Source organism: Kitasatospora humi, from assembly GCF_020907985.1.
Taxonomy (GTDB): domain Bacteria; phylum Actinomycetota; class Actinomycetes; order Streptomycetales; family Streptomycetaceae; genus Kitasatospora; species Kitasatospora humi.
Map to the genome: position 1 here is coordinate 64,862 of NZ_JAJJPA010000025.1, position 21,320 is coordinate 86,181.

Annotated in this window: 20 protein-coding genes and 1 pseudogene; 8 read left to right on the plus strand and 13 right to left on the minus strand. The window is 71.8% G+C overall.

The annotated features are described in order from the left end of the window. Positions 1-9: 9 nt before the first annotated feature. Positions 10-513 carry a hypothetical protein gene (locus LN042_RS22740; RefSeq protein WP_230053152.1) on the minus strand — a complete coding sequence of 168 codons (504 nt, stop codon included), beginning with the start codon at positions 511-513 and terminating at the stop codon, positions 10-12. After that, positions 513-1,502 carry a DUF4129 domain-containing protein gene (locus LN042_RS22745; RefSeq protein WP_230053153.1) on the minus strand — a complete coding sequence of 330 codons (990 nt, stop codon included), beginning with the start codon at positions 1,500-1,502 and terminating at the stop codon, positions 513-515. Before LN042_RS22745 ends, LN042_RS22740 begins: the two co-directional genes overlap by 1 nt. 233 nt (positions 1,503-1,735) lie before the next feature. Between LN042_RS22745 and lepB the strand changes: the two genes are divergently transcribed. Beyond that, on the plus strand, positions 1,736-2,557 hold the full coding sequence (lepB, locus tag LN042_RS22750; protein WP_230053154.1) for a signal peptidase I: 822 nt from the start codon (positions 1,736-1,738) through the stop codon (positions 2,555-2,557). Positions 2,558-2,563: 6 nt separating this feature from the next. On the opposite strand, the gene LN042_RS22755 is transcribed toward lepB, so the two are convergent. Genes LN042_RS22755 through LN042_RS22765 form a run of 3 tightly spaced genes read right to left on the minus strand, consistent with a single transcriptional unit; the run spans position 2,564 to position 5,987 of the window. Then, positions 2,564-3,295 carry a succinate dehydrogenase/fumarate reductase iron-sulfur subunit gene (locus tag LN042_RS22755; protein WP_230053155.1) on the minus strand — a complete coding sequence of 244 codons (732 nt, stop codon included), beginning with the start codon at positions 3,293-3,295 and terminating at the stop codon, positions 2,564-2,566. Then, positions 3,292-5,256, minus strand: coding sequence for a fumarate reductase/succinate dehydrogenase flavoprotein subunit (locus LN042_RS22760; protein ID WP_230053156.1), 1,965 nt, complete (start codon positions 5,254-5,256; stop codon positions 3,292-3,294). The genes LN042_RS22755 and LN042_RS22760 overlap by 4 nt, the downstream gene beginning before the upstream one ends. Next, on the minus strand, positions 5,253-5,987 hold the full coding sequence (locus tag LN042_RS22765) for a succinate dehydrogenase cytochrome b subunit (RefSeq protein ID WP_372495800.1): 735 nt from the start codon (positions 5,985-5,987) through the stop codon (positions 5,253-5,255). Before LN042_RS22765 ends, LN042_RS22760 begins: the two co-directional genes overlap by 4 nt. Before the next feature lie 83 nt (positions 5,988-6,070). Here LN042_RS22765 and LN042_RS22770 point away from each other — a divergent pair, with 83 nt between their 5' ends. After that, complete coding sequence (locus LN042_RS22770) at positions 6,071-7,018, plus strand: LysR family transcriptional regulator (protein ID WP_230053157.1); 948 nt, start codon at positions 6,071-6,073, stop codon at positions 7,016-7,018. Between the two features lie 188 nt (positions 7,019-7,206). Then, positions 7,207-7,602, plus strand: coding sequence for a VOC family protein (locus LN042_RS22775; RefSeq protein ID WP_230053158.1), 396 nt, complete (start codon positions 7,207-7,209; stop codon positions 7,600-7,602). 15 nt (positions 7,603-7,617) lie between these two features. Here the strand turns inward: LN042_RS22775 and LN042_RS22780 are convergent, their stop codons facing one another. Beyond that, positions 7,618-8,328 (minus strand): alpha/beta fold hydrolase, encoded by a 711-nt coding sequence (locus tag LN042_RS22780; protein ID WP_230053159.1) that lies wholly within the window; start codon positions 8,326-8,328, stop codon positions 7,618-7,620. Positions 8,329-8,579: 251 nt separating this feature from the next. Here LN042_RS22780 and LN042_RS22785 point away from each other — a divergent pair, with 251 nt between their 5' ends. Both LN042_RS22785 and LN042_RS22790 read left to right on the plus strand, forming a co-directional pair. Beyond that, positions 8,580-9,326, plus strand: a complete 747-nt coding sequence (locus LN042_RS22785) for an AraC family transcriptional regulator (protein WP_230053183.1) — start codon at positions 8,580-8,582, stop codon at positions 9,324-9,326. Between the two features lie 166 nt (positions 9,327-9,492). After that, entirely contained in the window at positions 9,493-10,134 is a 642-nt protein-coding gene (locus tag LN042_RS22790; protein ID WP_230053160.1) for a CatB-related O-acetyltransferase, read from the plus strand. Between the two features lie 129 nt (positions 10,135-10,263). Here LN042_RS22790 and LN042_RS22795 read toward each other — a convergent pair whose 3' ends face one another. After that, positions 10,264-10,485: a DUF397 domain-containing protein gene (locus LN042_RS22795; protein ID WP_230053161.1), complete on the minus strand. Its 222-nt coding sequence runs from the start codon at positions 10,483-10,485 to the stop codon at positions 10,264-10,266. Positions 10,486-10,487: 2 nt separating this feature from the next. Beyond that, positions 10,488-11,348, minus strand: a complete 861-nt coding sequence (locus LN042_RS22800; RefSeq protein WP_230053162.1) for a helix-turn-helix domain-containing protein — start codon at positions 11,346-11,348, stop codon at positions 10,488-10,490. Between the two features lie 244 nt (positions 11,349-11,592). On the opposite strand from LN042_RS22800, the gene LN042_RS22805 reads away from it, so the two are divergent. Beyond that, positions 11,593-12,306: an ATP-binding protein gene (locus LN042_RS22805; RefSeq protein ID WP_230053163.1), complete on the plus strand. Its 714-nt coding sequence runs from the start codon at positions 11,593-11,595 to the stop codon at positions 12,304-12,306. 33 nt (positions 12,307-12,339) lie between these two features. Here LN042_RS22805 and LN042_RS22810 read toward each other — a convergent pair whose 3' ends face one another. Together LN042_RS22810 and LN042_RS22815 are read right to left on the minus strand one after the other, a co-directional pair. Next, positions 12,340-12,939, minus strand: coding sequence for a cation diffusion facilitator family transporter (locus LN042_RS22810; protein ID WP_230053164.1), 600 nt, complete (start codon positions 12,937-12,939; stop codon positions 12,340-12,342). A gap of 181 nt (positions 12,940-13,120) precedes the next feature. After that, positions 13,121-13,795 carry an alpha/beta hydrolase family protein gene (locus tag LN042_RS22815; RefSeq protein WP_230053165.1) on the minus strand — a complete coding sequence of 225 codons (675 nt, stop codon included), beginning with the start codon at positions 13,793-13,795 and terminating at the stop codon, positions 13,121-13,123. A gap of 402 nt (positions 13,796-14,197) precedes the next feature. Here LN042_RS22815 and LN042_RS22820 point away from each other — a divergent pair. Then, positions 14,198-14,738, plus strand: a pseudogene (locus tag LN042_RS22820) (class I SAM-dependent methyltransferase). Positions 14,739-14,886: 148 nt separating this feature from the next. Here the strand turns inward: LN042_RS22820 and LN042_RS22825 are convergent. The 3 genes from LN042_RS22825 to LN042_RS22835 all read right to left on the minus strand — a co-directional run bounded on the left by LN042_RS22825 (position 14,887) and on the right by LN042_RS22835 (position 18,290). After that, positions 14,887-15,576: a GNAT family N-acetyltransferase gene (locus tag LN042_RS22825; RefSeq protein ID WP_230053166.1), complete on the minus strand. Its 690-nt coding sequence runs from the start codon at positions 15,574-15,576 to the stop codon at positions 14,887-14,889. A gap of 256 nt (positions 15,577-15,832) precedes the next feature. Further along, complete coding sequence (locus tag LN042_RS22830) at positions 15,833-16,450, minus strand: GNAT family N-acetyltransferase (protein WP_230053167.1); 618 nt, start codon at positions 16,448-16,450, stop codon at positions 15,833-15,835. Between the two features lie 91 nt (positions 16,451-16,541). Further along, the gene (locus LN042_RS22835; protein ID WP_230053168.1) at positions 16,542-18,290 is read right to left on the minus strand and encodes a S53 family peptidase; all 1,749 of its coding nucleotides are present in this window, start codon (positions 18,288-18,290) and stop codon (positions 16,542-16,544) included. 850 nt (positions 18,291-19,140) lie between these two features. Here LN042_RS22835 and LN042_RS22840 point away from each other — a divergent pair. Beyond that, positions 19,141-21,306 (plus strand): coiled-coil domain-containing protein, encoded by a 2,166-nt coding sequence (locus tag LN042_RS22840; protein ID WP_230053169.1) that lies wholly within the window; start codon positions 19,141-19,143, stop codon positions 21,304-21,306. Positions 21,307-21,320: the final 14 nt, after the last annotated feature.

Sequence of the window (21,320 nt, forward strand, 5' to 3'; positions counted from 1 at the left end):
TGGTGCCGGTCACAGCGCGTCGAGCCGGTCGATCAGCGCGCCGAGCCGGTCGGGCGGGAGGGTGGTGGACGGGGGCGGCTGCGCCGGGTCGATCCAGGGCCAGAGGTCCGCACCGACCAGGGCCGCGGCCTTGACGGGCTCGGTGTGCAGCGACACCCCGTGGCGCTCGGAGAGCCGGGCGGCGTACAGGCGTTGCAGCTGGGGGCGGAGCGAGCTGGGGTAGCCGTCCGGGTCCGACCCGCCGCGCAGGATCCAGTACCAGTCGCCGATGCCCGGCACCCGGGTGGTCATCAGCCGGGCATCGCGTCGGTATCCGCTGTCCTCCGACGCCGCGCCGATCACGTAGCGGCCGGTCAGCAGTGCGACGGCGCCCAGCACCGCGCTGCCCAGGCCGAGCGCGGGCAGCCCGCCGACCAGTCCCAGCACCAGTTCGCTGCCGGCCGCCACGGGCAGGAGCAGGGTCAGCGAGTGCCGCACCGACCCGACGTCGTCAGTGGTGTCGCGATCGGGCATCAGCAGACCCCCTCAGCAGGTTGCGCCGGCGCCAGGTGCCGGGCGATCGTGTCGAGGGCAGCGCGAGCACGCTCGAGCTCCGGCGAGCCCATCGGGTGGTGGGAGTAGCGGGCCTCGTGGAAGAGCGCGGTCAGCGCGGTGCCGGCCGCGGTCGGCAACTGGCCGAGGGCCGCCGCGCGGGCAAGGAGATCGGAGGGGCTGTCCGCGACGCGGCGGGCGACTCCGGAGGCCGCGAGCGATTCCTCCATGGCCGCGTAGCATGCGATCACCGCGGCCCGGGCATCGGTCCCGAGCAGTGCCTGCCGCCCGGAGCCGACCGCTGCGGCCAGTTGCTCCTGCTCGTCGAGCACCCGGCTCGGCACCGGGGCGGGGTGGCGGGTGCGACGGCGCCCGCGGAAGGCGGTGAGCAGCAGGCGGCCGACCAGTACGGCGAACGCCAGGACCAGGAGGGCGAGCACGACCGCGACCACGTTGCCGGTGGTGGCATGGCCGCCGCCGGAGGGCGGCCGGGGTGCCCCCGGGAGCTTCATCGCGGGAGCCCGCACGGCCAGGTCCGGCGGGACGGACCGGTGGTGGGCGTTCACGATGCCGAGCGCGGTGATCGGAAGCACCACCGCGAAGGTCAGCAGCAGCCACGCCGCCACGCTGGTGAGCCGCTCGGCCCGGGGTGTCAGGCCGCTCAGGTGGCGGACCGCCGCGCGGTAGTCCCGGCTCAGCGTCCCCACCACGATCGCCCAGCCGATGCCCAGCACCGCCACCCAGCCGGACGATCGGCCCAGCGGAGCGCCGCCCGTGCTGAACAGGCCGGTGGCCGGCCGCAGCATCAGCGCCGCGAACGCCAATCCGACCACCGCGGCCAGCGTCAGCGCCGCACGCAGCGTGCGGCGGTCGTCCGGCGCCGGTTCGGGGCCCGGTGCGGCGCCCGGTGGACTTGGCGGCGCGTCCGACCGCGCCTCGGCACGGGCGGTCCAAACGTTCGATCCGGTCATGCGTGTGTTGTTCCCCCCGGGTGCGGGACCGCGTCGGCGTGTGGACGCAGCGGCCCGGCAGGACCGCAGGTCCGCACAGCTCGCGCGGGACTGTCAGCACCCGCAACATACACGCGGTGCCGGGCCGAACTACGATGGGCCACCGGTGGCCGCGGTCGGGAACTGTCGCTCGTTCAGCTACCTGGGTGCTGTCGTACCGGCACACCGTCAGCTGGGATGACTGGGGGAGTGGCATGGCCGTTGATCAGGTCGAACGCGGTCGAAGCCGGTGGAGACGGCATCGAGGAGCCGCCACGGGGCGCCCCAAGCGGAAGCAGCGGCCGTTCTGGCAGGAGCTGCCGATCCTGGTGGTGCTGGCCGTCCTGCTGGCCCTCATCATCAAGACCTTCTTCGTCCAGGCCTTCTCGATACCCTCCGAGTCGATGCAGAACACCCTGCAACCGGGCGACCGGGTGCTGGTGGACAAGTTCACCCCGTGGTTCGGTGCCACGCCGGAGCGCGGCGACGTGGTGGTCTTCAAGGACCCGGACGGCTGGCTCAAGGGCGAGGGTCAGCAGGTGGACCACCCCAACGCCTTCCAGCAGGCGCTGAGCTTCATCGGGCTGATGCCGGGAGCCGGGGACGAGGACTTGATCAAGCGGGTGATCGCGGTCGGCGGGGACACCGTGCAGTGCGACCAGGGTCAGCCGGTCCGGGTCAACGGCACGGCGCTGACCGAGCCGTACGTCTTCCCCGGCGCGACGCCGTGCGACGACTTTCCGGTGGGCACGATCACGGTGCCCAAAGGCAAGCTGTGGGTGATGGGCGACCACCGCAACGACTCCTCCGACTCGCGGTTCCACCACAAGTTCGGACCGGGTGACGGCTTCGTGCCGGAATCGGACGTGGTCGGGCGGGCGTTCGCGGTGGCCTGGCCGCTCTCCCGCTGGTCCACCCTCCCCGTCCCGGCCACCTTCCAGCAGCACTCGCTGGCCGCGTCGACCGCCATGAGCTCGGCGGCGACGGTACCCGTGCTGTTCTGGTACCGCCGCCGCACCCGGCCGCCAGGACGCTGACGAGCGTCAACGGGCCCGCAGGAACTCCCGGTTGAGTGTGCCGATCGCGTCCAGTCCGATCCCCTTCGGGCACGCGGTGGCGCACTCACCGGTGTTGGTGCAGCCGCCGAACCCCTCGCTGTCCATGGCGGCCACCATCGACCGCACCCGGGAGCGCCGCTCCGGCGCGCCCTGCGGCAGCAGGTTGAGGTGCACCACCTTGGCCGCGGTGAAGAGCATCGCCGAGCCGTTCGGGCAGGCCGCCACGCAGGCGCCGCAACCGATGCACTCGGCGTGCTCGAAGGCCCGGTCGGCGGCCTCCTTGGGCACCGGTACGGCGTGCGCGTCCGGGGCGCTGCCGGTGGGGGCGGTGATGTAGCCGCCGGCGCCGATGATCCGGTCGAAGGCGGAGCGGTCCACCACCAGGTCCTTGATCACCGGGAAGGCCGCGGACCGCCACGGCTCCACGTCGATGGTGTCGCCGTCCGTGAAGTGCCGCATGTGCAACTGGCAGGTGGTCGTGCGTTCCGGGCCGTGCGGCCGGCCGTTGATCACCATGCTGCAGGCACCGCAGATGCCCTCGCGGCAGTCGTGGTCGAACGCGACCGGCTGGTCGCCGCGCAGGATCAGCTCCTCGTTGAGGATGTCCAGCATCTCCAGGAACGACATGTCCTCGGTGATGCCGCCGACCTGGTAGACGGTCATCTCGCCTGGCGCGTCCGGTCCGGGCTGCCGCCAGATCCGCAGGGTGAGGTTCATGCGTAGCTCCGCTGGGTGGGGTGGACGTGGTCGAAGACGAGCTCTTCACGATGGAGCACCGGCGGGCCGGAGGGGTTGAACTCCCAGGCGGCGGAGTAGCCGAACTCCTCGTCACGGCGGGCGGCTTCACCGTCAGGGGTCTGGCTCTCGACCCTGAAGTGGCCGCCGCAGGACTCGGCGCGGTGCAGCGCGTCCAGGCACATCAGCTCGGCCAGCTCGAAGTAGTCGACCAGCCGATTGGCCTTCTCCAGCGACTGGTTGAGCTCCTCGCCGGTACCGGGCACCTTGAGCCGACGCCAGAACTCGGCGCGCAGCTCGGGGATCCGCTCCAGCGCCTTGCGCAGGCCGGCCGCCGAGCGGGCCATGCCGCACTCGTCCCACAGCAGTTCGCCGAGCTCGCGGTGGAACGAGTCGGGGGTGCGGTCGCCGTTCACCGCGAGCAGCGCGGCCAGGCGGTCGGCGGCCTCGGTCGCGACTGCCTCGACCTCGGGGTGGTCCGGAGTCAGCGGAACCGCCGGGGTGCGGGCCAGGTAGTCGTTGAGGGTCGGCGGCAGCACGAAGTAGCCGTCGGCCAGGCCCTGCATCAGGGCGCTCGCGCCGAGTCGATTGGCGCCGTGGTCCGAGAAGTTGGCCTCGCCGATCGCGAACAGGCCCGGGATGGTGGTCTGCAGGTCGTAGTCGACCCAGAGACCGCCCATGGTGTAGTGGATCGCCGGGTAGATCCGCATCGGCACCTGGTACGGGTCCTCGGCGGTGATCCGCTGGTACATGTCGAAGAGGTTGCCGTACCGCTCCGCCACGGTGTCCCGGCCGAGCCGGGCGATGGCGTCCGCGAAGTCCAGGTAGACCCCCTGCCCGCCCGGGCCGACGCCGCGCCCCTCGTCGCAGACCGCCTTGGCAGCCCGGGAGGCGATGTCGCGGGGGACCAGGTTGCCGAACGAGGGGTACATCCGCTCCAGGTAGTAGTCCCGCTCGGCCTCCGGGATGGCGTTCGGCGGCCGGGTGTCACCCGCCGCCTTGGGCACCCAGATCCGGCCGTCGTTGCGCAGCGACTCGCTCATCAGGGTCAGTTTGGACTGGTGGTCGCCGGAGCGCGGGATGCAGGTCGGGTGGATCTGGGTGAAGCACGGGTTGGCGAAGTAGGCGCCGCGCCGGTGAGCGCGCCAAATCGCCGTGGCATTGGAGTTCTTGGCGTTGGTGGAGAGGTAGAAGACGTTGCCGTAGCCGCCGGTGGCCAGCACCACCGCGTCCGCGAGATGGGTCTCCAGCTTGCCGGTGACCAGGTCGCGCGCGACGATGCCGCGCGCTCGCCCGTCCACCACCACCAGGTCCAGCATCTCCGTGCGGGCGTGCAACTCCACGTTGCCGGCGGCGATCTGGCGGGACAGCGCCTGGTACGCGCCGAGCAGCAGCTGCTGCCCGGTCTGGCCACGGGCGTAGAAGGTGCGGGACACCTGCACCCCGCCGAACGAGCGGGTGTCCAGCAGCCCGCCGTACTCCCGGGCGAACGGCACACCCTGGGCCACGCACTGGTCGATGATCTCCACCGAGACCTGGGCGAGCCGGTGCACATTGGACTCGCGGGCCCGGAAGTCCCCGCCCTTGACGGTGTCGTAGAACAGCCGGCGGATCGAGTCGCCGTCGTTGCGGTAGTTCTTGGCCGCATTGATGCCGCCCTGGGCGGCGATCGAGTGAGCCCGCCGCGGGGAGTCCTGGAAGCAGAACTGGACGACGCGGTAGCCCTGTTCGGCCAGCGTGGCCCCGGCCGCCCCGCCGGCCAGGCCGGTGCCCACCACGATCACCGTGCGGCCGCGCCGGTTGGCCGGGTTGACTAGCTTGGCCTCGAACCGCCGCCGGTCCCAGCGCTCTTCGATCGGCCCGTCCGGCGCCTTGGTGTCGGCGATCGGGGCGCCGACGGTGTAGTGCTCGTACCCCTGGTTGCTGCTCACTTGAATGCTCACTTGACGGCTCCCGTCATCACGGCGATCGGCACGGCGAGGAACCCGGCGGTCAACGCGAACGCCAGCAGGTCGGCGCAGGCCTTCAGCGCCCGGTCGCGGCGCGGGTTGTTGAGGCCCAGGGTCTGGGCGGCGCTCCAGAAGCCGTGCCGGACGTGCATCCCGAGGGCCAGCATCGCCAGGCAGTAGATGACGCCGCTGTACCAGGTGTGGAAGCTCGCCACCACGTTCTCGTACGGGTGGCCGGGCTCGGCCTTCGGGTTCACGGTCAGGGTGGTGAGGTCCAGGATGTGCCAGACGATGAAGAGCGCCAGGATCACCCCGCCCCAGCGCATCGTCCGGGTCGCGTAGCTGCTCCGGGCCCGCCGGTGCCGGTAGCCGGTCGGCCGGGCCCGCAGGTCGCGGCGGCTCAGCTGGTAGGCGGCCGTCGCGTGCACCAGCACGGCGGCCAGCAGTACCAGGCGGGCGATCCAGAGGAACCACTCGTGCCCGAGGAAGGGCTGCCCGATGGTGCGCAGCCAGGCCGCGTAGCCGTTCAGGTCGGCCGGACCGAAGAAGATCTTCAGGTTCCCGATCATGTGAAGGACCAGGTAGCCGAGCAGCACCAGGCCGCTCACCGCCATGGCCGCCTTCTTGCCGACGGTCGAGTTCCACACGACGGCCACCGCACTGCGGCTGTCCGCGGGCGTGCCGCGTTCGCTGGAGCGTTCGGTGCGCTCACTCGTCAGAGCCATGAACACGACGGTAGGCAGCGCGGCCATCATCCGTCCAAGACATCTTTCAGCTCGTGACGATAGGCAGCACCTATCATGGCCTCATGCAGCTCCAGCAACTGCGCTACTTCGCCGCCGTCGCCGACACCCGTCACTTCACCCGCGCCGCCGAGCGCCTGCGCGTCGCCCAGCCCTCGCTCTCCCAGCAGATCCGCTCCCTGGAGCGCGAGCTGGGCGCGGAGCTGTTCCACCGCGGTCGCGGCGACACGGCCCTCACCGACGCCGGTCAGGCACTGCTGCCGCTGGCCAGACGCATCCTGGCGGACGCCGAGAGCGCCCGCAGCGCGGTGCAGGAAGTCGTCCAGCTGCGGCGCGGCCGGGTGCGGCTCGGAGCCCCGCCGAGCCTGTGCAGCAGCCTGGTGCCGGACGTGCTGCGCGCCTACCGCGCCCGCCACCCGGGCGTCGAACTGCTGGTCGACGAGGGCGGCTCCCGCGACCTGGCGAGCACCCTGGCCGCCGGCGAACTCGACCTGGCGCTGGTGATCACCCGGCCGAGCGGCGAACGGCCGCCGGGCATGGCGCTCACCGAGCTGCTCCACGAGGACCTGGTGCTGGTCTCGGACCGCCCGCTGCGCCGCCGCCGCATCCGGATCGAAGACCTGCGCGGCCGACCGCTGGTGATGTTCCGCGAGGGCTACGACCTGCGCGAGGCCACCCTGGCAGCCTGCCGGGCGGCCGGCTTCGACCCCGAATTCGCCGTCGAGGGCGGTGAGATGGACGCGGTGCTGGGCTTCGTCCGGGCCGGCCTGGGCCCGGCCGTGGTCCCCGGCATGGTCGCGGCCCGCAGCGGCCTGGCGGTCACCCCGTTCGCCGACCCCGCGATGGGCCGCACCATCGCCCTGGCCCACGGCGCCGAGCTCCCCCTCACCCGCGCGGCAGCCGCCCTGCGCGAGGCGCTGCTCGGCTACCTGCGCGACGCGGGCGAGGCCGGCGCGCTGCCGCCGGGCACCCGGTTGCTGCCGCTCGACACCGCACCCGCGAGTAGCAGCTGAGCCCGATCGCGCCGGCCGGCCTGCGGATGCCGGGGCCGCGAAGGACGCTCTCCTCAGTGCGGAGGCGTGCGGCAAACCGACCCGGTCCTGGCGCACGGGTGTTGGGCCGTCCGGTGGCGAAGTGACGCAAGGGACGGCGCACTTGAACCACAGGCAGGATCCTCGCGCTTGCCCGTACACTGCCGGACATGGCATGCCGCATCAGTGAACTGGTCATCGACGCCGCCGACCCCGAGCGGCTCGCCGCGTTCTGGAGCGAGGTCCTCGACTACGTCGAACTCGGCCGGGAGGAGGACGGAAGCATCGAGATCGGGCCGCCCGGCATCGGATTCGGCGGCCCGCAGCCGACCCTCGTCATCAGCCCCAGCCGCGACCGCCGGGCCGGGAAGCTCCGACTGCACATCGATGTCAACGCCACCGACCGGGACCAGGACGCCGAGTTAAAGCGGCTGCTCGCCCTCGGCGCCAAGCGCGTCGACGTCGGCCAGACCGGCACCGAGAGCTGGCACGTCCTGGCCGACCCCGAAGGCAATGAGTTCTGCCTCCTGCACGCCCGGATCCAGCCCGTGGCGTCAGCCCGTTGAGTCGCTGAGCCGCCCTCAGCGGCAAGCCTGTCGGCTGTGCGTCGGCGCATCCGCGGCGCGTTCGCCGAGCAGTAGTGCGGCGACCGCCTCCGGGGCCTCGTGCATCGCGTCGTGGCCGGTCGGGAGTTCGTGGACCTGCCACCCGGGATCGGCCTGGAGCCGTGTGCGGAGTTCGGCGAACGGCGTCCGGTGCTTCCATCCCGAGCAGTAGACGAACTCCCGACGGGGGATCCGGTCGACCGCGCCGGTGAGCCGGATCGATTGCAGGAAGGAGGCGAGGGGGTGGGGACGGCGGCGCGGATCGCCTCCGTCCGGCGGTCGGACGGCGTAGCCGGTGGCCGCGGCGCCGGCAGCGAACACTCCCCGGAAGTGCGAGTTCGTCGACGACCAGCACGACTCGCCGTCGCGCGGTACGTAGGCGTCGAGATGCACCAGTCGTGAGATCCGGCCGCCGGCGCGGTCGGCGGCGGCGGCGATCACCATCCCGGCGTAGCTGTGGCCGACCAGCGTCGCGCTGGTGATGCGGTGGCGATCGAGGAGCCGCAACACGTCGTCGGCGTGCGTGTCGAGGTTGGCGGTCGCGACCGTCGCGTTGTCGTCGTCCGGCCGCAGACCGGTCAGGGTCAGGGCGTGAACGGCATGACCGGCACGCTCCAGCAGCGGAACCACCGCCTCGAACGCCCAGGAGCCCTTCCAAGCGCCGGGAACAAGGACGAACGTCGCCATGCGTTTCTCCCTCTGCCTCAATCCGGTGCACCGAGGCACGCTGCCCCGATGACATGTGGTTCCGTCGGACGCTCTGCGCGACCGGCACCACGCGGCATGCAGGAAGTCTCGCCAGAGCAAGGGGTGGCTTGCTACCGGTAGGCTGCCAACTGATGCCCGCTCGCCGCCAACCTCGCCTGACCACCGGTGCGACGTCCCACATCTGGCCGTCCGGCGGACGCCACCTCTGGCCGTCCGGCGGAACGAGCGCCGTGCAGTCGCACGCCCGTGGACACCTGGTGTACGCGGCCAACGGCGTCCTGGCCGTCCACACCGAGCGCGGCACGTCGATCGTTCCCGCCAACCGGGTCGCCTGGACCCCCGCCGGGTTCGCGCACCACCACCGTGCCCACGGCGACACCGACATGCGGATCGTCTTCCTCGCACCATCCCTCGCCCGGCTCGTACCGGGCCGTCCCGCCGTGTTCCTGACCTCCGCCCTCGCCCGTGAGGTCCTGCTCGTCCTGACCGGCCCCCGCAACCACGACCCTGCCGCGCCCGACCACAGCCGCTCGGCGCGCTCGCGCCTGCTGCGGGTCCTCGTCGACGAGCTCCGGGAAGCACCCGAACAGCCATTGCACCTGCCGGAACCACGGGACGACCGACTGCGAGCCATCGCCAGGATGCTGCACGCGGCGCCCGCGGAGAACGCCACGCTGGCCGAACTCGGGAAGACGATCGGAGCCGGCACCCGCACCCTCAGCCGGCTGTTCCGCAACGAACTCGGCATGACCTTCTACGAGTGGCGCACGCAACTGCGCATCCACCACGCGCTCGTGCTCCTCGCCGACGGCCACGACACCACCCAGACCGCCCACGCCTGCGGATGGTCCAACCCCAGCAGCTTCATCGCGGCGTTCACCGACATCATCGGAACGACCCCGGGCCGCTACCGGACCAGTCGCCGGACCACCGCCCACGCACCTCAACTCCCGCCGGTGGTCGAGTCCTCAGGGTGATCCGCCAGGCGTCGCTCGACGACCGACCGAGGCCCGTCGAGCCCGGCGATCAGTCGGCCAGGTCGGCACGCTCGACTGCGAACGCCGGTAAACCGGTGGTCAGGGAGGACGTGCCGCGGCGATCATGGATCGGATACGAACCCGCGACTGATGAGGAACCGCGCCCATGCCCGTGCCCGCCGACCCGACGGTCCTCCACCCGATGCCCGAGCACCCGCGCGTGGTGCTGCTCAAGCCACTGGTGAAATCCCCGCTGATCGAAGTCGGCGAGTACTCCTACTACGACGACCCGGACGACCCGACCGCGTTCGAGACGCGCAACGTGCTCTACCACTACGGGCCGGAGAAGCTGGTCATCGGCAAGTACTGCGCGCTGGGCACGGGAGTGCGGTTCATCATGAACGGTGCCAACCACCGGATGGACGGCCCCTCGACGTTCCCGTTCCCCACCATGGGCGGCTCCTGGGCCGAGCACTTCGACCTGATCACCGGCCTGCCGAACCGCGGGGACACCGTCGTCGGCAATGACGTCTGGTTCGGCCACGGCACCACGGTCATGCCAGGCGTGCGGATCGGCCACGGCGCGATCATCGCCTCCGGGGCCGTGGTCACCAGCGACGTCCCCGACTACGGCATCGTCGGCGGCAACCCGGCCCGCCTCATCCGCACCCGCTTCGACGACGAGGCCGTAGCCCGGTTGTTGGCGGTGGCCTGGTGGGACTGGCCCGCGGAGCACATCACCGAGCACGTGCGCACGATCATGTCCGGGAGCATCGAAGAGCTGGAGGCAGCCGCGCCTGACGCATGAGCCTGCGAGCGGAGCCTCGGCGGTGAAACGCGGAGGACCGAGCGGGATCGAGTGCGGTCCGTGGTGCGGGGCTCAGGGCGGCGGCGCCAGCCCTGAGGCCCCGCAGGGGAGTTGAGCCGTGGATGCGGCTCAGGGGGTGCGGAAGCCGCCCTCGCGCAGTCGGTGGATGAATCCGGACCAGGCCTCGGCGGTGAAGGTGAGGGCGGGGCCGTCGGGGTTCTTGGAGTCACGGACCGGGACCACTCCCGGGCAGCCGTCGGCGACCTCGACGCACTCGCTCTGAGCTCCCGAGAAGGTCGACTTGCGCCAAACAAGGCCGGCTGTTGAGGCAGGCACCAGGAAGTTGCTCACTTCTATACCTTTTCCTTTGCGATGCGTTCGATGAGAGCGAGTGATTCGGTACGGGCCAAGGACTCGGCGAGGGCCCGGCGGAACAACTCGCAGTACTTGAAGACCTCCGCCGGATCCTCGATGTAGAGCGTGCTGACCAGGCTGTCGAGGTACACCACGTCAGTCTCCGTCGTCTCGGGGAAGCGCAGGATCGTGATGGGGCCGAACAGAGCCGCGTGAATGTCCGAAGCCTCCGGCAGGACCTGGAGGTTGATGTTGGGCTGCACGGCTGCGGCAGCGAGGAACTCCAACTGCCCACGCATCACTGAACGTCCGCCGATTTGGTGCCGGAGCGCTGACTCGGAGAGCACGACCCACACGCGCATCGGTACAGCGCGGGTCAGTACCGAACGCCGCTCCTGGCGAACCTTGGTGAGGATTTCGACTTGCTCCGCCGTCGCGTCCTCTATCTGTGCGCGGACGACAGCTCGCGTGTAGTCCTCGGTCTGCAGAATGCCCGGCACCAGAACCGTCTGGATGCTGTACATGTCCGACGCGTCCGCTTCCAGGGCGATGTAGTCGGCATAGTGCGGCGACAGGGTGTCCGAGTAGCGGTCCCACCATCCGCGAAGGCGGCCCTCCCGGGAGAGGGCTTCGAGCTGCGCGCGGACGGTGGCGTCGGCAACTCCGTAGAGGTCGAGCAGCAGCCGGAGGTCCACCAGCCTGATCCCTGACTGCGCGGCCTCGATGCGACTGATCTTGCTCTCGGCGCAAGCCAGCTGACGCGCCGATTGGGCGATCGTCAGGCCTGCCCCGGTCCGTAGCTCTTTGAGCATGCGGGCCAGTCGCCGCTGGCGAACCGTCGGGTTCCTGTTGACCGGCAATGCTCGAGCCTCCCCACTGGTGTTGAGCTGCCAGTCTGCCGTTCCTGCGCGCCGACAACAATCTTTGACGACTTCCAAAGTAGGGACTTGCACCGTAGAGGGTTCTAGGTGCACCCTACGGGGGGTAGTCACAGGGTTTCGGTTGGTGATCATGGCAGGCGCGGATCGGGCATTCCTTTGCCTGGCGCCGAGTGCGTGCCGTGGTTCACAGCCAAATCGCCCGCACCCGCTAAAGGAGCCTGCCATGCACGAAAACCCCGCCCCCGCACCCCAGTTCACTGCCCCCGAGGTCTGCTGGTTCCCGCGCAGCAAGCGGACGCCCGGCCTGGCGCGCCGCCTGCTGCGCGACTACCTCGCCCGCACTCCTGGCGGTGAACGTTTCCTGGAGGTGGGGGAGTTGCTGGTCAGCGAGCTGGTCACCAACGCCTGGCAGCACGGCACTCCGCCCGGAAACCTGATCCGGGTGGGGGTGGAGCTCGTCAACGACGAGCTCCTGATCGCCGTTGACGACGCCAGGGCCGATGTGAAGCCCGAACTCAAGCCCCTGACGGAGGACCACAAGAGCTGGCGGGGCCTCCACCTGGTGAACGAGCTGGCCAGGGCTTGGGGTCACGGACCTCGTGACGGTATCGGCAAGCGCGCCTGGTGCGTCGTCGGCCCCGCGCCCACCGACTCCGAGGAGCCCCTCATCCCGCGTCCTGTGCTGGTGGAGATCGAAGGCGTCGCGCCCCCCGCGACCTTCGCGCGCCTCTCCGACGCGCTCACCGCCACCTGGCAGTCGATCCGCCGCCTACCCCTGGGGGAGATGCAGTCCGACTGGTTCGCTCATCGTCTTACCTGCCCCGACGCCGTCCCCCGCGTGACCGAGGCACTCGACCGCCATGGCGAAGTGGTGCTCCCGTTCGCCCTCGCCGGCGACCGCCACGTACTTCGGATCCGGCCCGCTCTCGGAGCCTGACAGCCCCCGCTCGAAACCGGCAGCGCCGGTGGGTCACTGCCCGCCGAAGAAGATCTCACGGACCTCGCGGGCCGCGTAGTACGCCAGCACGTAGCCGGCGGCTGGGTCCGCCCACCACCAGCCGACGGTGGTGTTCAGGACCAGACCGAGCAGGACGGCGGCGGCGAGCAGGCCGTCGACGAGGGTGACCCGCCCCTCGGTCCGCAGGACGGGGTTGTCCAGGGCGGCTCCGGTGCGGGCCTTCCCGAAGGCCAGGGCGAACATCACCGCAGCGGTGACGGCGGTCCAGGCGATGCCGAGCGACGAGTGGTGCGGGCGGAACCCGCAGGCCAGCACGAGGGTCGACTGGACGAGCAGGTAGAGGCCGAGCAGTGCGAAGCCGACGCCGATCACCCTCAGGGCCCGCTCCTGCCGCTCCTCCCCGGTGCCGGACAGCTCCCAGATGACCACGGTGGAGGCGCCGATCTCGATCAGGGAGTCCAGGCCGAAGCCGGCCAGCGCCACCGAGCGGGCGCCGATCGCGGCGATCGCCAGGATCACGATGCCGACCATGTTCCAGCCCAGGGTCGCGTACTCGAGCGCGAATCCCCGACGGAGCAGGGCCTGGCGGGAGTTCTGGTTCACGTCGCTCACCGGCGGATTCTCCCACTGCCACTCTGCGCGGGAACGCCGGGGCCTTGGTAGCAAGCCGCCCGGCGTGAGCGGTCGCGTGGTGACCGACCTGCCGCGCTGTCCACGGCGGCTCGAGGTGCGCGCGGTGACCATGGCCGGCCAACTGCCGCTCACACTCGCGTGCTGACTCGATGCCGCGTCGTCAGAGCACCAGAGCCGCGAGCCAGTCCGCGACCGTTCCGGTGATCAGTGCCAGCGTCTCGGCCGTCGGCAGTGGCGCCGACCCGGGTACCGCGAAGACGTGGTCCGACGCCGGTACTTCGGCCAGCCGCATGCCGGCCCGCAGCACGGGGAATTCGTCCGGCCCGCCGTACGGGTCCTTGGTGCCCTGGACGACCAGTGTCGGCAGTCCGCTGCCGAGCAGTTCCGCGGCGCGCGACTCCTCCGGCCGACCCGGCGGGTGCAGCGGGAAGGCCATCGCCAGCACGGCCACCGCGCCGCCGGCCGCGCTGGTGCGGTAGGCCACCCGCGCCCCGGCGCTGCGGCCGCCGACCACCAGCGGCAGGCCTTCGGCGGCCAGACGTCCGGCGACCGGCACCCACCCCCTGTCCAGGGTGTTCGCATCGGGTGCTGCCTTCTCCCCGGACACCTTCCACGGCTGCTCGACCAGCGCGACGGTGATCCCGTGAGCGGGCAGCGCGGCGGCCAGCGCGGCCAGGTCCGGCGCCTCGATCCCGCGTCCGGTGCCGTGCCCGAGGCCGAGCACCGCGCGGGCCGGGCCGACCGACCGGTGCCAGCTGATCCGCGCGTCCCCGACCGGCGTGGGAACCACGGTCCGCTCGATCTCCGCCGCGCCGTCCGACCCGCCCACCGTCATGCCGTCCGCTCGCCCATCGTCCTGGTCTTCGTCGGGTCAGCGAGCATGCCACTCTCGTCTGCCTCGTCTGCCACCCCGATCAGCGTAGATCGCGCACGGCCTGCCACGCGCACCCGGTGCCGGGCAGGCAGGGACCCACCTGTCGGGGCGGATCGGCTCGCGGATCCACTCCTCCCAGGTGCGGGTCCGTGTGGCCGCCGCCGGCGGGCTCGGGCGGGAGGCGGCTTTGGTCCTGGCGGGACCGCGTGACCGCTGACACTCGCAACGCCGCACCGCTAGGGTCGCCGCGTGATCGAAGAGCCCGCGTACCTCACCGAGACCCGCACGTCCTACGACACCGTCGCCGTCGACTACGCCGAGTTCGTGCGACCCGCCTTCCGGCGCGACGCGTTGGGGCGAGGCATGCTCGGGGCGTTCGCTGAGCTGGTCCTGAGCTCAGGCGGTGGCCCGGTGGCCGACGTCGGCTGTGGGCCCGGTCATGTGACGGCCCATCTGCACCAACTCGGGCTGGACGCCTTCGGCATCGACCTCTCGCCGGGGATGATCGAGGTGGCTCGGCGCGACCACCCCCCAACTGCGCTTCCACATCGGCACCATGACCGCCCTCGATGTCCTCGACGGCCAACTCGCCGGCATCGTCGCCTGGTACTCGATCATCCACCTCCCGGCAGCCGAACTCCCCACCGCCTTCGCCGAGTTCCATCGAGCTCTGAACCCGGGTGGCTACCTGTTGCTCGGCTTCCACGTCGGCGACGAAGTCCGCCGCAAGCACGAGGGCTACGGCGGCCACCCCATGGCCCTCGACGTCCACCTGCTCCAACCTGATCGCATCGCCGAACTCGCGGGCCAGGCCGGTTTCGTGACACAAGCGCACCTGCTCGGAGATCCCCGCACCCGCGTCCCGCACGCCTGCGTGCTGCTCCGCAAGCCCAACGCCGGCTGATGGGCTCGGGGGCAGCACATGCCCTGATCCGGGCCGTGCCCGGTAGCGTGGTGGCGTAGGGAGACGTCTGCTCACGCCCCTTGGACCGCCTGCCGGCGGGCGCTCATAGCCCGGGTGCAGCCTCGCCGGCCAGGCCCGGCAGCGGGGATCAGCGCAGCGGGACGGCGTAGATCGGCTCCTGGCCGAAGGACGTGAAGCCCGCCTTGCGCAGGATCGGGGCCGAGGTGACCACGTTTCCCTTCACCAGGGCCATCGTCGCGCCGTGCGTCACCGCGTAGGACAGCCGCGCTTCGACGAGCGCCCGGTAGATGCCCCGGCCGCATTCGGCGGGCACCACAACGCCGCCCGACAGCCGTGCGACGCCGGCCGCCAGCAAGAGGCCGCCGAAGCCGACCGGCGTCCCGTCCAGGTAGGCGACCAGCATGCCGCCACCACCTGCGGGAACGGCGGCGGCGTACTTGGCGGCCGCTGCCTCGATCTGCTCATCGGGCGGCAACTCCCCACCGAATCCGGTGACCGCGACCGCCGATCCGTCCCGCGCGGTCGCGAAGTCCGTTGCCCACCGCATCGTCAGGTTCGCCGCGGGCGGCGGAAGCGCGGGCACGGCCTGGCTCAGGTCCCTGGCCAGGACCTCCAGGGTGAGCTTCACCTGCCCGCCGCGCGCTGCCAGCTCGGCGGCCAGCCCCGCCGGAGCGCTGAGCCCCACCTCCCAATCCAGCGCAGGAACTTCGAAAGCTCGCGCCCGCTCGATCACCGCGTCCACGGCCGGACCGAGCGGCCCGGTCGGCGTGAAGGACAGCACTGAGAGGTCCCAGGCGAAATGCTCGGGCAGCCGCACGATCGTGAACTCGTCGCCGTCGACGACCTCGGCGTCGTCAGGGGCCCACATCCAGGCCGCACTCGCGGCCGCAACATCAGTCGCACTTAACATGCGCCGCATCCTAACCGTCTCGCCGTGGCCGCCCGGCGACGCGAAGCCAGGGGCCCGTGTCGCGACCCGTGGCGGGCCACCACCGGCAATCGAACCCGGGAGGGCATCTCCCGCCACTGGGATGAGACGGCTGGACGCCGCCGTCTGCCCGGCGCCGTACGGCTCATCGACGCGGTGACTCCGGATGCCCCCGGTGCTGCGACCACTCCGGGGCGAGGATGGACATGTCGTGGTCGTCCACCCACTCCTCGCCGAACCGCAGGGCCTGCCGCCGGGTGCCCTCCAGGACGAACCCGGCCTTCTCGTAGGAGCGGCGGGCGCGCGGATTGTGACCGTAGACGGTGAGCGAGATCCGGTGCAGACCGAGCTGCTCGAAGCCGTACCCGACGATCAGCCGCAGCGCCTCGGTGCCCAGCCCCCGGTCTCGTCCGGCCGCCGTGAGCAGGATCCGGAAGCCGCAGCTGCGGTTGGCCGGTTGCCAGTTGTTGAGCACCGCCTCGCCGACGCAGCGCCCGGTGGCCCGGTCGACGACTGCCAGGTCGAGCCGGTCGGGCTGGTCGGCCCGGGTGCCGTACCACTGCCGCATGGTCCGCTCGGCCTCCTCGTCCCACGGCGGCGGCGTACCGGGATCGCCGTCCGTGAAGCGGAGCACCTCCGGATCGGTCAGCCACTCGCGGATGACCGGTGCGTCCTGCTCCAGCCGGAACGGGCGCAGGGTCACCAACTCGCCGGTGAGGGTGGGCTTGAGGGAGAAGTCGGCGCCCTGGTGATCATCACTCATGGCGCGCATTGTGGGCGGCGGCCAACGCGGCGGGCAACTCGATTTCAGGGGGCGGCAGGTGAGTGCTGCCCCCTGGAACACCGGCTCCGGGTCAAGCCGTCGACACCTTGCCCGAGGACGGCGCGGTGGGGGCCGGGACGTGGGCCTGCGTGGCACCCAGCGCCTTCAGGCCGTTCAGCAGGGCCTGGCCGCCGGGGCTGCCGAAGCCCGTGCAGGCGTCCCACCCGGGACCGGACGAGTAGGCGCCGTTGCCGCCCTGGGTGATGTCCCGCAGCACGCCGTTCGCCAACTTGCCGTACAGCAGCGGGTTGAGGAACCCGACGGGCGCGCCGAGCCCCTGGTTGATCCGGGCCAGCAGCGCGGCCCACTGCGGTGCGGCCGCGCTGGTGCCACCGATCTGGATGAGGTGCTGACCATCGACGCTGATGATCACCACGCCGGTCTGCGGATCGGCCACCGCGGAGACGTCCGGCACCGCGCGGCCCTTGTGGTGCGGCGGGTTGGCCGAGGGCGGCACCGGGACCGAGGCCTGCCAGGTCGGCACGGGGAACCAGCGGCTGACCCCGCCGCCGGTGGCGCTGCCCGGCCCGTCGTCCCAGACCGTCTCGCTGACCACCCGCGCGCCGTCCGCGACCAGTCGGGTGCCGCCGACGCCCAGCACGTGCGGGCTGGACGCCGGGAAGTCGGCGTGCGCCCGGTTGTCGCTGCCCTGGTCGCGGGAGCCGTCGTCACCGGAGGCGCAGCAGATGCTGATGTTGCGCAGCGCCGCCTGGGCGAAAGCCTGGTCGACGGTGGCGATCGCCATCCTGGTCCAGGCCGAGCCCGGGTCGTCCTCCGGGTTCCCGTAGCTGCACGAGATGATGCTCGGCCGGTTGACGGTGTCGGTGACGATCGCGTTCATCGCGTCCACCCAGCCCTGCTCGGTGAACTCGGTGAAGTAGACGACGATCGAGGCACCGGGGGCCAAGGCGCCGACCACCTGGAGGTCGAGCATGATCTCACCGGTGCTGTCGGCCGGGTCGCCCTGCCCGTCGTCCCGCCCCGGGTCGTTGCCCGGACCGTGCACCCTGACGTCGGTGATCAGCGGCACGGGTGCCTTGAGCACCTGGGTGAAGTAGGTCTGCAGGGCGGACAGGCGGTAGCCACCGGACGGCACGCCGGGCTGCGTCTGGCCGTTGAAGGCGAGCACGGCGATGGTCTGGCCGGTGCCGTCCAGCGCACTGGGGTAGGTGTAGGGGGCGGCCAGCGCGTTCGGCAGGAAGGCGCCCGGCGGCAGCTTCGCGAACGCTGCGTCACCCTGCTGGGCGAGCGGGCTCCGCGAGACCTGGCGGGTGAGCAGATGGGCGCCCAGCGGCCGGTTGTCCAGACCGAGCACGGCGGTGACGATCCCGTGCAGCTCGGCCGGCACGTGCACGGCGCCCTGCCGGCCGCGGTAGCTGCGTTGGCGCTGGTCGCGGTCCTGGTAGGTGTAGCGGGCCAGGGTGACCTGGAAGGCCTCGGACATCTGGGCGGCGGTGCCGGTCAACCGGATGCTGCGGGCCAGCGGATTGGTGGCGGCGACGGACAGCCCGTGCCGGGCGGCGAACCGCTCGACCTTCTCCACGTCCTCCGGCGCCGCCCGGTTCGCGGCGGTCAGCTCCGCCTCATCGGGTGCGTCGCGCAGGGTGGGCGGCGCCAGGGCGTACTCGGCGGGATCGGGCATGGCGGGAGCAGCGGAATCGCGCCGCAGGTAGACGGTGACGGAGAGGAGTTCGCCCGGATTGACCAGTCCGGCGACCACGGCGCCCCGACGGGGCATCCGATCGCTGTCCGGAAGCGCGACGTAGTGGCTCTGCGACATGGGGTCACCAGCATTTCCGGCCCCGGCCTCCCGGGGCCTGGGAGTGAACGGCAGAACTCGGTGTGGACGGCAGGAACGCATTGCGCACGCGGCGAGAAGCGTCGTACCAGGTCAACGTCGACAGTACGCGTACGACCGCCATGTACTTTGTATACCTAGCGTTGAGCCTGGGGGTTCGGGAGTCAAGGGGGTGATGGAGCAAGGAGGCGCCCAGGGTGGCGAATTCGGAAAGCGGGGCGCACGGGACGGGAGCGCACACCGGGCGCAGGCGCCCGACCGGCCCCGCGTCCTGGTCGCCGCGATCGACCTGGCCGACCGTCAGGGGTTGACCGCCCTCATTGGGGCTGGGCGCGACGACCGCGCCACGCCACGCTGCGCTGCGCCGTACCGCGCGTCGGCCGGCTGGGCGACCGGCTGCCCGCCGCGGACTGCCCGTGGCTGCCCGCCGCCGACTGCGCGCGGTCGAGCGCCACCGTCCTGCCGCAGGCGGGCCACGAGCCCCCGGCCGAACTGACGCCCGGTCTGGATCTGTCGATCGATCAGCCGTGCCAGTCACAGCCGGTTCGTCAGCGTCCGACCGCCCAGAAGAAGGATGAGAAGAAGAGACGATCGGCGAAAAGGCAGTAGCCGACCGTGGTTTGGCCGTCGCCTGGACGCGTGTCAGGGATGCACAGGGTGGCGTGAGCACGGCACAGTGGCAGGCAGCGACGGCGGGTGCGTGCAACGGTCGAACGCCCACCCGTATCCTGACCTACCAGCACGGACCCCGGGACGCGACCACGCACCACGCACCACCCGCAGCCCGACGGCCGTACCGACGCAGCCCCCGCCACGAATCCGGACGTTCCCCATGACAGTGCTTCCCGTCAAGAACGCTGATGTACCGCCGCAGGACCGCTCCGGCGGCCCAGCGCTCGACGACCCTGCGGCGACCGACCTGGGCGAGAACCTGCTCAGGTACGCCGAGCTCGGTGGCTTCACCCTCGCCGCGGACACCCACGCCTGGTACGCCGCCGCCGGCACCGTGACCAATCCCGAAGAGGCCCGGGCCGGTTCCACCGCACTCGCCGAGGTCCGCGGTGGAGACCTCGGCGCGCTGCGCGAGGCCGCCGACCGCCTGGCCGGTGAGGCGGCCCTGCGCGAACCCACCACGGTGGCCGAGGTGGTGACCCTGATCGGCCTGCTGCGCCGGGTCGGGGAGACCGCCGCCACGCTGCGCTCCGGCGCCTACGAGGCGGACCTCGACGCCCTTGCCGCCGCGACCGCCAGCGGCAGTTGGCGCAAGGAACGCGGCCTCAAGATCTCCTGGGGGCGCCGCCGCAAGCTGCGCGCCGAGGCCCGTCGCCTGGCCGTCGCCGACCGCCCGCGCCGCGACGCGCTGCACGCCGCCCTGCTCGCGGCCGCCGCCGAGCGAGAGGAGTGGCAGGCGCTGGCTCCCGTCGCCGGCACGGTGGCGCGGCCGGTCGACGCCGAACTGCTGGAGCTCACCGGCCAGTGCGCCGATTCCCTGGCCGGCGGACTGCGGGAGCTGGGCCGGCTGCTGGGTGGCCGGGAACTGGCGGAGTTGGCGTTCGACGAGCTGGGCGAGCTGGTGGAGGCGCTGGCCGCCGACGAGGGCACCCTCTACCGCCTGCCCGAACTGGGCACCCTGCGCGCCGAACTGGAGACTGCGGGCATCGCCGAGCTGCTCGCCGAGTTGACGGCGGCCCGGGCCGACCGGGCGGCGGCGGAGGCCGCGTGGGCGGAGCGTTCACTGCGCGAGGCGCTGGCGCGGGAGCCGGAGGCGGCAGATCCGGCGGATGCGCCGGACGTGTCGGACGTGTCGGACACGGAGTTGGATGCGTCGGAAGAATCGGTTGCATCGGATGCGTCGGGTTCGGATGGGGAGCCGGTCGCGGGCAAGACTCACGCGGCCCTGGGCGATGAGGCCGTGACCGAGGCAGAGGCCGACGTTGCGGCGCAGGCCAGGGCCGAGGGTGACGCGGTGTCGGAGGCCGTCGAAAGCGAGGACGACACCCGGCACGCCGCCGAGGACGTGGCTGCGGGTCTGGTGGTCATTCCGTCGCCCTCGCCGGAGCCGCCCCTGGAGGTCATCGCCCCGGCCGCCGAGGTGGTCGAGGAGGACCAGGTCACGGCCGAGGCGGGGCCGGCGCTGGAACTGCAGCCCGTCGCCGTGGCTGAGGTCCAGGTCGAGGTCGAGGCTGAAAATCAGCCCGGTGTCGAAGCCGAGGTCGAGGCCGAAGCCGAGGTCGAAGCCGAAGCCGAAGCCGAAGCCGAAGCCGAGGTCGAAGCCGAGGTCGAGGCCGAAGCCGAGGTCGAGGCCGAAGCCGCGGTCGAGGTCGAGGTCGAGGCCGTCGTGGTCGAGGCAGCGGGCGAGGACGTGGACGCCCTGGAGGAGCCCGTCGTCGCTGTGCTGGAGGCCGTTGAGGAGGCCGAGCCGGCCGCTGTGACGCTCGACGAGGCACCGGTCGCCGATGGTGCTGCGGCGCTTGGAGCCGTAGCGGTCGTGGAGGCCGTTGAGGCTGCAGCGGCCGTTGAGGCTGTGGAGGTCATCGAGGAGCGGGTCGCTGCGGTGGTGGAGGAGACCATCGAAGACGAGACCTCCCCGGAAGCGGCTACCGAGGCTCCGGCTCCCGTCGCGGAGGCGGAGGAACCCGTCGCCGCCGTGGAGCCCGAGGCCCCGGTCGCCGTGGAGCCCGAGCCGGCCGTGGAGCCCGAGGTCCTGGTTGCCGTGGAGCCCGAGGCCCCGGTTGCCGAGGAGCCCGAGCCGGCCCCCGCGGTCCGCACCCCGCGGCGCCCCCAGAAGCCGGACCTCACCCCGGGTCGCCCGATCACCGCCTACAGCGCCGAGGAGCTGCTCGCCCTGGTCCGCTGGATCGACAGCGACTACACCAGCCGTACCGATGACGAGTTGCTGCGCGCCGCCATGAAGGAGCTGGGCTTCGCCCGCCTCGGCCCCCGCATCAAGGAGGCCCTGGCCACCGCTGTCGCCGCCGCCCGCCACGGCGACGAGTAACCAGCGGCCCCGCC

Bases quoted from the DNA above. Each gene is read 5' to 3' on its own strand.
- LN042_RS22740 (WP_230053152.1), bottom strand. From the start codon at position 513: ATGCCCGATCGCGACACCACTGACGACGTCGGGTCGGTGCGGCACTCG.
- LN042_RS22745 (WP_230053153.1), bottom strand. From the start codon at position 1,502: ATGACCGGATCGAACGTTTGGACCGCCCGTGCCGAGGCGCGGTCGGAC.
- lepB (WP_230053154.1), top strand. From the start codon at position 1,736: ATGGCCGTTGATCAGGTCGAACGCGGTCGAAGCCGGTGGAGACGGCAT.
- LN042_RS22755 (WP_230053155.1), bottom strand. From the start codon at position 3,295: ATGAACCTCACCCTGCGGATCTGGCGGCAGCCCGGACCGGACGCGCCA.
- LN042_RS22765 (WP_372495800.1), bottom strand. From the start codon at position 5,987: ATGGCTCTGACGAGTGAGCGCACCGAACGCTCCAGCGAACGCGGCACG.
- LN042_RS22770 (WP_230053157.1), top strand. From the start codon at position 6,071: ATGCAGCTCCAGCAACTGCGCTACTTCGCCGCCGTCGCCGACACCCGT.
- LN042_RS22775 (WP_230053158.1), top strand. From the start codon at position 7,207: ATGGCATGCCGCATCAGTGAACTGGTCATCGACGCCGCCGACCCCGAG.
- LN042_RS22780 (WP_230053159.1), bottom strand. From the start codon at position 8,328: ATGGCGACGTTCGTCCTTGTTCCCGGCGCTTGGAAGGGCTCCTGGGCG.
- LN042_RS22790 (WP_230053160.1), top strand. From the start codon at position 9,493: ATGCCCGTGCCCGCCGACCCGACGGTCCTCCACCCGATGCCCGAGCAC.
- LN042_RS22805 (WP_230053163.1), top strand. From the start codon at position 11,593: ATGCACGAAAACCCCGCCCCCGCACCCCAGTTCACTGCCCCCGAGGTC.
- LN042_RS22815 (WP_230053165.1), bottom strand. From the start codon at position 13,795: ATGACGGTGGGCGGGTCGGACGGCGCGGCGGAGATCGAGCGGACCGTG.
- LN042_RS22830 (WP_230053167.1), bottom strand. From the start codon at position 16,450: ATGAGTGATGATCACCAGGGCGCCGACTTCTCCCTCAAGCCCACCCTC.
- LN042_RS22835 (WP_230053168.1), bottom strand. From the start codon at position 18,290: ATGTCGCAGAGCCACTACGTCGCGCTTCCGGACAGCGATCGGATGCCC.
- LN042_RS22840 (WP_230053169.1), top strand. From the start codon at position 19,141: ATGACAGTGCTTCCCGTCAAGAACGCTGATGTACCGCCGCAGGACCGC.